Consider the following 9,425-nt stretch of genomic DNA (forward strand, 5'->3'; position numbering starts at 1 on the left):
CATGCCGCCACGCGTCCCACTGACCCCACCGGTCGCAACCGACCGGCTGCTGCTCCACACCTGCTGCGCGCCCTGCTCGACGGCGATCGTCGAGTGTCTGCTCGACAACGGCATCACCCCGGTGCTCTATTACTTCAACCCCAACATCCACCCCGAGCGCGAGTACCGGCTGCGCAAGGCCGAGACCATCACCCATGCCGAGCGCTTGGGGCTGCGCTTCATCGACGCCGACTACGACCCCGCCGACTGGGTCGCGCGGATGCGCGGGCTCGAACAGGAACCCGAGCGCGGCGCGCGCTGCGCACGCTGCTTCGACCAGCGACTGCACGCCACCGCCGCCGAGGCCGCGGCCCAGGGACTGACCCTCTTCGCCACCACCCTGTCGACCTCGCGCTGGAAGGATCTGGCCCAGATCGACGCCGCCGGCGCGGCGGCCACCGCCGCCAACCCCGGCGTCCACTACTGGGCGCGCAACTGGCGCAAGCAGGGGCTCACCGAGCGGCGCAACCAGCTGGTGCGCGAACTCGATTTCTATCAGCAGACCTATTGCGGCTGTCTCTACAGCCTGCGCGACGCACGGGCGCGCGAGCGCGGACAGCCGCGGACGGCGACCAGGGCCGACGCTGACACCTGAGCGCACGACAGCGATCACCGACGGCGCCGCGTCAACCCCGGTAGAGACCGATCACGCCGCGGAAGGGTCGGTCATCGCCCGGCCGCCTGGTCGAACGGCAACACGATCACCGTTGCGGTGCGTCCCACCACCAGTCCGTCCTCGGGCAGGGCGTCGAGGCGGATGCGCACCGGCACGCGCTGGGCCAGACGCACCCAGCTGAAGGTGGGATTGACGTCGGGCAGCAGGCTGTCGCCGGCACCGCGATCGCGATCCTCGATGCCCATGGCGATGCTCTGGACATGACCGCTCAGGGTGCGCTGCTCGCCCATCAGCCGCACCAGCGCGGGCTGTCCGACCTCGATCCGGCTCAGCTTGGTCTCCTCGAAATAGCCCTCGACCCGGTAGGAGCGGGCATCGATCAACGCCAGCACCGGCGTGCCTGCGGTGACATAGTCGCCGACGCGCAGCGCGAAGTCCGACAGCACCCCATCGGTCGGGGCGCGCACCGTGGTGCGGGCGAGATCGAGCGAGGCCAGATCGCGCGCCACCTCGGCGCGGGTCAACGCCGCCTCGGCGAGGATCTGGCGCGACAGGCTGTCCTCGCGGTCCTCCGTCGAGATGACGTCGCCGAGCGCCAGCGCGCGCTCGGCATCGCGCCGCGCCTGCTCCATATCGGTCCGCCGCGCCAGCATCTCGGCGGCGGTCTCGCGCAGCGCCAGCACATAGCGTCGACGATCGATCTGGAACAACGGGTCGCCCTCCTTCACCCGCTGGTCGTTGGTGACGAAGACCTCGGTGACCAACCCGGAGACGTCCGGGGTGATACGCACGATATCCGCGCGCACCCGCCCGTCGGGGGTCCAGGGCTCGACCTGATAGTGGATCCACAGCCGTTGGCCGGCGAGGAGCGCGAGCGCGACGGCGGCGAGGGTCAGGCCGACCCGGCGGATGCGCTGCCAGGTGGCGGACGGGAACAGAAAGGCTTGAGTCATAGCAACCAGGATGAGGAGAGTTTCACCACCAGGGCCCAGAGGATCACGAACACGGCGACCTCGAACAGGGCCTGGTGCCAGAGATGACGATAGAGACCGAGGTGGATCAGCACCCGGTTGAGGACCAGGGTCAGCGCCAGCGCGATGGCGCTGGTCACCAGCTCCGCGTGCAGATAGACGCCGAACAGGTTGAGTTCACCGCTCATGCCGCGCCCTCCACCACCGGCACCGGCGGCGCGGCCTCGGGGAAGAGATTGCGCCGCAGCCCGACCAGGGCGCAGAGCCCGCGCGCCCCGGTCGCGGCCAGATCGCCCCGCGCCAACCGCCCGAGCAACCGGTCGAGACGCTCGCGCAACGGCGGCCCGGGCGGCTCCGGTGCGCCGAGGGCCCGCGCCTGATAGCAGGCCCCGACCCCGTCGAGCAGGCCGTCGAGTTCGACGACCATCGGCTGCGGCAGGCGCCGGCGCAGCGCGCGCAGGGTCGCCAGATCGATGCCGACGCGCAGCTCGCGGAGGATGTCGAGTCCCTCGAGATCGCCGGCGCGGGCGGCGGCGAGCTTGGGACTGAGCAGCCCCACCCGGTCGACCAGCCGCGAGGCGAGATCGACCGCCGAGTCATCGTCACGCCCCCCGGCGACCCGGGCGAGATCGCCCCAGGTGTGGCGCAGCAGTCGCCGGGCGCTGACCTCGGCGCTCATCGAGCGCAGGGTGCGGGTGACCAGCACCGCGGCGAAGACGCCGAAGAACTGCGAGAGATTGATGTTGACGAAGCGCGCAAAATCGGCGGAGAAGTGGTCCTGGATCACGAGTGTATTGACGAGATTGACGATGAGTGACAGCGCCGGGAAGGCCAGACGCGGATCGGGGATCATCGCGCCCACCACGAGCAGGGTCGGCGCGAGCACCAGCACCAGCATCGGGAAGCCGCCGATCGCCGGCATCAGCACGAACAGATAGAGCGCGCCGAGCACCATCGCCACCAGCAGATAGACGCCGAACTTGCGGATCGCCGGCACCGGGTCGTCCATCGCGGCGAACAGACAGCAGGTGATCGCGGCGGTGATCGCCGCCGACTCCCCTTCCTGCCAGCCGCTCCAGATCCACACCACGCAGCACAGCAGCACCGCGCCGAACGCCGCCGCGCCGGAGAGCGCCGCCAGCCCGAGGTCACGATGCAACGGGCGGCGCTCGCTCGCCCGCCCGGCACCGAGCAGCCGCGGCGGCGGTCCCTCGGGGTCCTGCAGATAGGCATGCAGGGCATGGGCGTCGGCCTGCGCGCGCACCAGCTCGATGGCGCGCGTGAGCAGGCTCGAACGGTTGAAGCCGTACCAGTCGCGCACCGACATCGACGTCCGCGCCGCCTCGAGTTCGGCGATCAGCGCCTCGCCGCGGGCGCGCGGTGCGCCGGACTCGACCCACTCGGCCAGCGCCGCGAGCAGGCCGCGCAGCTCGGGGTCGAGTTCGGGCGCGATCGCGCGCAGCGCCGCGAGCCGGTCCGACAGGCTCGCCAGCACCGGCACCAGCACCAGCACCCGGTCGCGCAGCTGACGCACCACGACGGTGGTCTCGCGCAGGAAGGAGGTGTCGAACGGCAGGTGCCTGGCCATCAGCTGGATCTCGCTGACGGCGCCGGCGAGCCGGCCACGGTCGCGTTCGAGCTGATCGAGGTCGCCGCGCAACAGCGCCAGCGCCCAGCGATCGGCCTCGCCGAGCCAGTGACCGATGCGCCCACGCAACGCCGTGCCCACCGGACGCGGGAACACCAGACTATGGACCAGGGCGGCGCAGGCGATGCCGATGAGGATCTCCTCGACCCGCGCCGCGGCGATGTCGAAGATCGCCGTCGGCTGGTTCACCGCCGGGAAGCCGATCATCGCGCAGGTATAGCCGGCGAGCATCAGGATGTAGCTCGGCGGCGAGCGGTCGAGCACCGAGAGCGCCAGACAGCCGCCGACCCACAGCGACATCGCCAGCGACAGCAGCAGCGGCGCGTGCACCAGCAACGGCACCAGCAGCACCGCGCCGGCGGCGCCGACGAAGGTGCCGAGAAAGCGATAGAGCGCCTTTGAGCGCACCGCCGCGGCCAGCGGACCGCTGACGATATAGACGGTCATGATCGACCAATAGGGACGCTCCAGACCGATGCTCATGGCCAGATAGAGCGCCAGCATCGCCGCGACGAAGGTATTGGCCGAGAACAGCAGCGCACTGCGCGAGAGCTTGGGCATGGGGCTCAGCGCTGGCCCTCGCCACGCGCCGCCAGCCCCTGCTCCAGGGCCTCGAACACCCGCAACGCCGCGGCCAGGTCGTCATCGGCGACCGGCCCGAGCAGCGACTCGCGCAAGCATCCGAGTGCGGCCTCGACGCGCTCGGCCAGGGCCTCACCGGCGGCGGTGAGGTGCAGCGTCTTGGCGCGGCGGTCGCTGCCGTCGTCGCGCCGCTCCACCAGCCCGCTCGCGCACAGCTGATCGAGCAGTCGCACCAGCGACGAGCCGCGGATGCCGATCTCCTCGGCGAGCGCGTGCTGGCGCATGCCGCCGCCGTCGCGGGCGATGTGCAGCACCGGCACCGCCTGGGCGTCGGAGATCCCGTAGCGGGCCAGCTCGCGGTTGACCTCCTGACGATAGAGCCGCGACAGCCGCACCAACCGTGTCGTCAGCGCACGCTCCCGTTCCTGTCTGTGCTCGGTCACGACAGCTTCCACAAAATCAATAGATGCCTAAATATTAGTTAGCATGCTAACTATCTGTCAATGGACGCGGTGCATCATCCTGATCGCGCCATCCGCCCAGCCACTGACCCCAGGCGCCCTCTTCCTCTTGCCGTCTGCAGGCACCCCAGCGCGGCGCCACGCTTCGGGTCGACTCCCGGTCCCGGGGCAGCAAACCAGTCGCCCGTGGCGTGGCGGGAAGGCCCCGGCCCCGGGCCGGTGATCCGGGTTGTTGCAAAATGGTTTAGGAGCTATACAATTAATCCCATGGACACCCCGGCACACGACTCGATCGACGCACTGATCCGCCACCTGCTGCGACTGCTCAACAAGCTCGACCGTATCGAGAAGCAGCCGATCCAGGTGGAGGACGGGCTCGATCTCAGCACCAAGGAGATCCACACCGTCGAGGCGATCGGCGAGCGCGGAACGATGAACGTCACCGAGGTCGGCACCCATTTCGGCATCACCAAGGGCGCGGCCTCGCAGCGGATCAGCCGGCTGGTCGAGCGCGGGCTGGTCGCCAAGCGGGCGGCCGCGCACAGCAACAAGGAATTCGAGCTGAGCCTGACGGACCTCGGCTGGCGCGCCTTCCGCGCCCACGAGCACTACCACGGCAGGGCCAAGACCGAGCTGATCGAACGGCTCGCCGCCCTCCCCCGCGAGCAGCTCGACGATGTGACGGTGGTACTCGACATCATGGAAGGCGTGATGAACGAACGGCTGCGCGAGCAGTGATCTTTTTTTTCGCGCAAAAGGTTTAGCTCCTAAACATTTTGCGCCGGAGGACCCCACCATGACGATCATGCGTAAACGGACCGCGGCGGGACTGACCGGGCTCGCGGCGCTGACCGCGCTCGCCCTGCCGCTGTACGGGGACTGGTCGAGCGAGGCGACGGCATCGCAACCGACCGCAACCGAGGTGACGCGTCCGGTGCCGACCGCCGTCGTCACCCGCGACACGCCCTGGGTGACACGAGACTTCCCCGGCAGCGTGCGCGCCAACCGGCGCGTGGAGCTCGCCTTCGACCTCGACGGCCTGCTCGTCGAGCTGGACGCGCGCGAAGGCCAGGCAGTCGCCGCCGGCACGGTGCTGGCCCGGCTCGACGACCGTGACGCACGCAATGCGCTGAGCGCCGCCCAGGCGCGCTTCGACGACGCCCACCGCACCCTCGATCGCGCCCGCGAGTTGCGCGGCCAGCGGATGGTCTCCGAGTCCGAGTACGACAAGGCGCGCGCGGCCCTGGACATCGCCCGCGCCGAGCTGCAGGCGCGCGAGAAGGCGGTCACCGACACCGTGCTGCGCGCGCCCTTCGACGGCGTGGTGGCGGCGCGCCACCTGGAGAATCACGAGCGCGTGACCGCCGGCCAGACGGTGCTCTCGCTGCAGGACGGCTCGCGCATCGAGGTGGTGATCCAGGTCCCCGAGCGGCTGATCGCCCAGGGCGGACTGGAGGCGCTGCGCAACCCCCGGGTGCGCTTCGACGTCGAGGGACAGCGCTGGTTCGCCGCGCGCACCCACGAGTACCGGCTGCAGCCGGACCAGGCCACCCGCACCTACGACCTGACCATCGCCCTGGCCCCGCCCCCGGGGATCAACATCCTGCCGGGGATGAACGCGACCGTGCGCACCGACATCGATCAGCCGCCGGTCGCCACCGGGGCGCCCACCGAGGTGATCACCCGGGTCCCGAGCGAGGCGGTGTGGCGCGACGCCGACGGGGGCTGCCATGTCTGGGTCGTCCCCGAGGCCGGCGGCACGCCGCGCCGCGTCCGTGTCGAGCCCGGGCCGCTGCGTGACGGTCAGATGCTGATCCTCTCCGGGCTGCGCCCCGGTCAGCGGGTCGCCGTGGCCGGGTTGCGCGCGCTGCGCGAGGACCTGCCCGTGCGCCCCCGACTGGCCGGCAAGCGAGGGCTGGAAGGATGAACCCCGCCGGTATCGCGATCAGGAACGGGGCGGTCACCCAACTGCTCTGCATCCTGCTGTTGATCGGCGGGTTGCTCTCCTACGCCAGCATCGGCCGGCTGGAGGACCCGGAGTTCTCGATCAAGGAGGCGCTGATCGTCACCCACTACCCCGGCGCCACCGCCGAGGAGGTCGAGCAGGAGGTCACCGATCCGCTGGAGACGGCGATCCAGCAGCTCAAGCAGCTCGATGAGGTGCGCTCGATCTCGCGCGCCGGGCTGTCGATCATCTTCGCCGAGATCCAGGAGACCCACGACAGGCACAGCCTGCCCCAGGTCTGGGACGAGCTGCGGCGCAAGGTGCGCGACGCCGCCGGCACGCTGCCGCCGGACAGCGGCACGCCGGTGGTCAACGACGACTTCGGTGACGTCTACGGCGTCTTCCTCGCGCTCACCGGCGAGGGCTATTCAAAGTCCGAGCTCAAGGAGGTGGCCGAGGACCTGCGCAAGTCACTGCTGACCTGTACCGACGTCGGTCGCATCGACTTCTGGGGGATGCCGGACGAGGCCGTCTATATCGAGATCGACCGCGCCCGACTGACCCAGCTCGGGCTGCACCCACGCACGATCCTCGACGCCATCGCCCAGCAAAACCGCGTGACCAGCGCCGGCGAGGTCAGGGTCGGGAGCAGACAGGTGCGGCTGCGGGTCGACGGCGACTATCGCGACATCGACGAACTCGGCGAGCAACTCGTCGAGGGCGGCAACGGGCGGCTGTTGCGCATCGGCGACATCGCCACCATCAGCCGCGGTGACATCACCCCAGCCAGCCAGCTGCTGCGGCGCAACGGCGAGGACGGCATCGGGCTCGGCATCTCCACCGTCTCCGGCGGCAACGTCATCGCCATGGGCGAGGCGATCGACCAGCGCATCGCCGAGCTGCGCGCGCGCATCCCCGCGGGCATCGAGATCCACGCCATCGCCCACCAGGGCGACACCGTGCGCGACAAGGTGCAGGGCTTCGTCCACGGGCTGATCTCGGCGGTGGTCATCGTCATCCTGCTGCTGGTGGTCTTCATGGGGCCACGCGAGGGGTTGATCGTCGGCGCGGTGCTGCTGCTGACGATCATGGCGACGCTGCTGTGCATGCGCGCACTCGACATCACCCTGCAGCGCATCTCGCTCGGCGCGCTGATCATCGCGCTGGGCATGCTGGTCGACAACGCCATCGTCGTCACCGAGGACATCCTCGAGAAGATGCGCGCGGGCATGGAGCGCACCCGCGCCGCCGAGACCACGGTCAGCGAGCACCAGTGGCCGCTGCTCGGCGCGACCGGGATCGCGATCCTCGCCTTCGCCGCCATCTCGCTGTCCGACGACATGACCGGCGAGTGGCTGGAGAGCCTCTTCCAGGTGATCTGTCTGTCGCTGGGACTGAGCTGGCTGCTGGCGATCACCGTCACGCCCTATCTCTGCGCGCGCTTCCTGCGGGTCGGGCAGGACGGTCGGACGGGCAGCGTCACCGACACCGCCTTCTATCGCCGCTATCGACGTCTGGTCGCCTGGTGTCTGGGGCATCGGCCGATCGCGCTCGGCGTCACCCTCGCGGTCCTGGTCGCGGCCATGGCCGGTTTCTCCAAGGTCCAGCAGGACTTCATGCCCGACATGAACCGCGATCAGTTCATGGTGCAGCTGTGGCTGCCCGAGGGCACCCACATCGACCGCACCGCCGCCACCCTCGCCACCATCGAGCGGCACGTCGCCGGGCTCGAGGGCGTCACCGCCACCACCGGGTTCATCGGCGCCGGCTCGCTGCGCTTCCTGCTGACCTACGAGCCGGAGATGACCAACAGCGCCTACGCCATGCTGCTCGTCGATGTCGAGGACTTCCATGCCATCCCCACGCTCGCGCGCACGGTGATGACGCACATCGAGCACCACCACCCCGAGATCACCGTCACCGCCGACGCCTTCAAGCTCGGACCCGGCGGCGGCGCCGTCGAGGCGCGTCTGATCGGCCCCGAGATCGCGGTGCTGCGCCACCTCGCGCAACAGGTCGAGACCATCATGCGCCGCGACGACAACGCCCGCACCGTGCGCACCGACTGGGGCGAGCCGGTGCCGGTGCAGGTGATGACCATGGCCCGCTCCCAGGCCCAGCGCATCGGCGTCACCCGCCCGGAGATCGCCGAGGCGGTGGCGATGAACTTCTCCGGCGTGCGCGTCGGCACCTATCGTCACGGCGACGACCTGCTGCCGATCCTGGTGCGCGCCCCGGCCGAGGAGCGCACCCGGATCGACACCCTCGGCAACGTCCGGGTGTGGAGCGAGACCAACGACCACTGGGTGCCGCTCGAACAGGTCACCACCACCGCCACCACCGACTGGGAGGACCCGTTGATCCGCCGCCGCGACCGCGAGCGCACCCTCTCGGTGTTGAGCAAGCCGGTCTCGGGCACCACCGAGGCGCTGTTCCAGCGGCTGCGCCCCCAGATCGAGCAGCTCGACATCCCCGACGGCTACCGACTCGAATGGGGCGGCGAGCACGAGGCGGCGACCGAGGCCAACGCCAAGCTGATGTCCAACTTCCCCATCGCCTTCCTCGCGATGTTCGTGATCTCGGTGATGCTGTTCAACTCGCTCCGCCACGCGACCGTGATCTTCCTCGGCCTGCCGCTGGTGATCGTCGGGGTGGCCCCGGCGATGCTGCTCGCCGGCAAGGCGTTCGGCTTCATGGCGATGCTCGGCTTCCTCAGCCTGTTCGGCATGCTGATGAAGAACGAGATCGTGCTGCTCAACCAGATCGATCTCGAACGCGCAGCCGGCAAGCCGCCCTATCGCGCCGTCCTCGACGCGGCGGTCAGCCGCGTGCGCCCGGTCACCATGGCCGCCTTCACCACCGTGCTCGGCATGGCACCGCTGCTGTGGGACGCCTTCTTCTCGCCGATGGCGGTCACCATCATGGGCGGGCTGACCATCGCCACGGTGCTCACCCTGATCGTCGTGCCGGTGATCTATGCCAGCGTCTTCCGCGTCGAGCCCGAGGCGACGCACCATGAGGCACCCCCGGGCACGCGCGCGACACGACGCCGCTCGACTTGGCGCACCCGGCACGACCCGCACCACTGGCCGAGCATCGAACGCTGAGCCCGCGCGGCGCGGGACACCAAACCGCCACCGCGCCGGGGTTGCCGTCGGCAACC

General features: G+C 70.0%; 8 protein-coding genes. 4 read left to right on the forward strand and 4 right to left on the reverse strand.

Annotated elements, in window-relative coordinates; all coding sequences use genetic code 11:
- Position 1 precedes the first annotated feature (1 nt).
- Positions 2-634, forward strand: a complete 633-nt coding sequence (locus EBL84_RS13285) for an epoxyqueuosine reductase QueH (RefSeq protein WP_123141258.1) — start codon at positions 2-4, stop codon at positions 632-634.
- A gap of 71 nt (positions 635-705) precedes the next feature.
- Here EBL84_RS13285 and EBL84_RS13290 read toward each other — a convergent pair whose 3' ends face one another.
- From EBL84_RS13290 to EBL84_RS13305, 4 genes are read right to left on the reverse strand one after another with little or no spacing between them, the layout of a single operon-like run.
- Complete coding sequence (locus tag EBL84_RS13290; RefSeq protein WP_123141259.1) at positions 706-1,608, reverse strand: HlyD family secretion protein; 903 nt, start codon at positions 1,606-1,608, stop codon at positions 706-708.
- Positions 1,605-1,814: a DUF1656 domain-containing protein gene (locus EBL84_RS13295; protein WP_005220775.1), complete on the reverse strand. Its 210-nt coding sequence runs from the start codon at positions 1,812-1,814 to the stop codon at positions 1,605-1,607. Before EBL84_RS13295 ends, EBL84_RS13290 begins: the two co-directional genes overlap by 4 nt.
- Positions 1,811-3,835: an FUSC family protein gene (locus tag EBL84_RS13300; protein ID WP_123141260.1), complete on the reverse strand. Its 2,025-nt coding sequence runs from the start codon at positions 3,833-3,835 to the stop codon at positions 1,811-1,813. The genes EBL84_RS13295 and EBL84_RS13300 overlap by 4 nt, the downstream gene beginning before the upstream one ends.
- A 5-nt stretch (positions 3,836-3,840) precedes the next feature.
- Positions 3,841-4,299 (reverse strand): MarR family winged helix-turn-helix transcriptional regulator, encoded by a 459-nt coding sequence (locus tag EBL84_RS13305; protein ID WP_123141261.1) that lies wholly within the window; start codon positions 4,297-4,299, stop codon positions 3,841-3,843.
- 285 nt (positions 4,300-4,584) lie between these two features.
- Between EBL84_RS13305 and EBL84_RS13310 the strand changes: the two genes are divergently transcribed.
- Genes EBL84_RS13310 through EBL84_RS13320 form a run of 3 tightly spaced genes read left to right on the forward strand, consistent with a single transcriptional unit; the run spans position 4,585 to position 9,369 of the window.
- Entirely contained in the window at positions 4,585-5,055 is a 471-nt protein-coding gene (locus EBL84_RS13310; protein WP_123141262.1) for a MarR family winged helix-turn-helix transcriptional regulator, read from the forward strand.
- A 58-nt stretch (positions 5,056-5,113) separates the two neighbouring features.
- Positions 5,114-6,244 carry an efflux RND transporter periplasmic adaptor subunit gene (locus EBL84_RS13315; protein ID WP_123141263.1) on the forward strand — a complete coding sequence of 377 codons (1,131 nt, stop codon included), beginning with the start codon at positions 5,114-5,116 and terminating at the stop codon, positions 6,242-6,244.
- Positions 6,241-9,369 carry an efflux RND transporter permease subunit gene (locus tag EBL84_RS13320; RefSeq protein WP_223807017.1) on the forward strand — a complete coding sequence of 1,043 codons (3,129 nt, stop codon included), beginning with the start codon at positions 6,241-6,243 and terminating at the stop codon, positions 9,367-9,369. Before EBL84_RS13315 ends, EBL84_RS13320 begins: the two co-directional genes overlap by 4 nt.
- The last annotated feature ends 56 nt before the right edge of the window (positions 9,370-9,425 follow it).

It is taken from the genome of Marichromatium sp. AB31, from assembly GCF_003718685.1.
Lineage (GTDB): Bacteria > Pseudomonadota > Gammaproteobacteria > Chromatiales > Chromatiaceae > Marichromatium > Marichromatium gracile.

Bases quoted from the DNA above. Each gene is read 5' to 3' on its own strand.
- EBL84_RS13285 (WP_123141258.1), top strand. From the start codon at position 2: ATGCCGCCACGCGTCCCACTGACCCCACCGGTCGCAACCGACCGGCTG.
- EBL84_RS13290 (WP_123141259.1), bottom strand. From the start codon at position 1,608: ATGACTCAAGCCTTTCTGTTCCCGTCCGCCACCTGGCAGCGCATCCGC.
- EBL84_RS13295 (WP_005220775.1), bottom strand. From the start codon at position 1,814: ATGAGCGGTGAACTCAACCTGTTCGGCGTCTATCTGCACGCGGAGCTG.
- EBL84_RS13300 (WP_123141260.1), bottom strand. From the start codon at position 3,835: ATGCCCAAGCTCTCGCGCAGTGCGCTGCTGTTCTCGGCCAATACCTTC.
- EBL84_RS13310 (WP_123141262.1), top strand. From the start codon at position 4,585: ATGGACACCCCGGCACACGACTCGATCGACGCACTGATCCGCCACCTG.
- EBL84_RS13315 (WP_123141263.1), top strand. From the start codon at position 5,114: ATGACGATCATGCGTAAACGGACCGCGGCGGGACTGACCGGGCTCGCG.
- EBL84_RS13320 (WP_223807017.1), top strand. From the start codon at position 6,241: ATGAACCCCGCCGGTATCGCGATCAGGAACGGGGCGGTCACCCAACTG.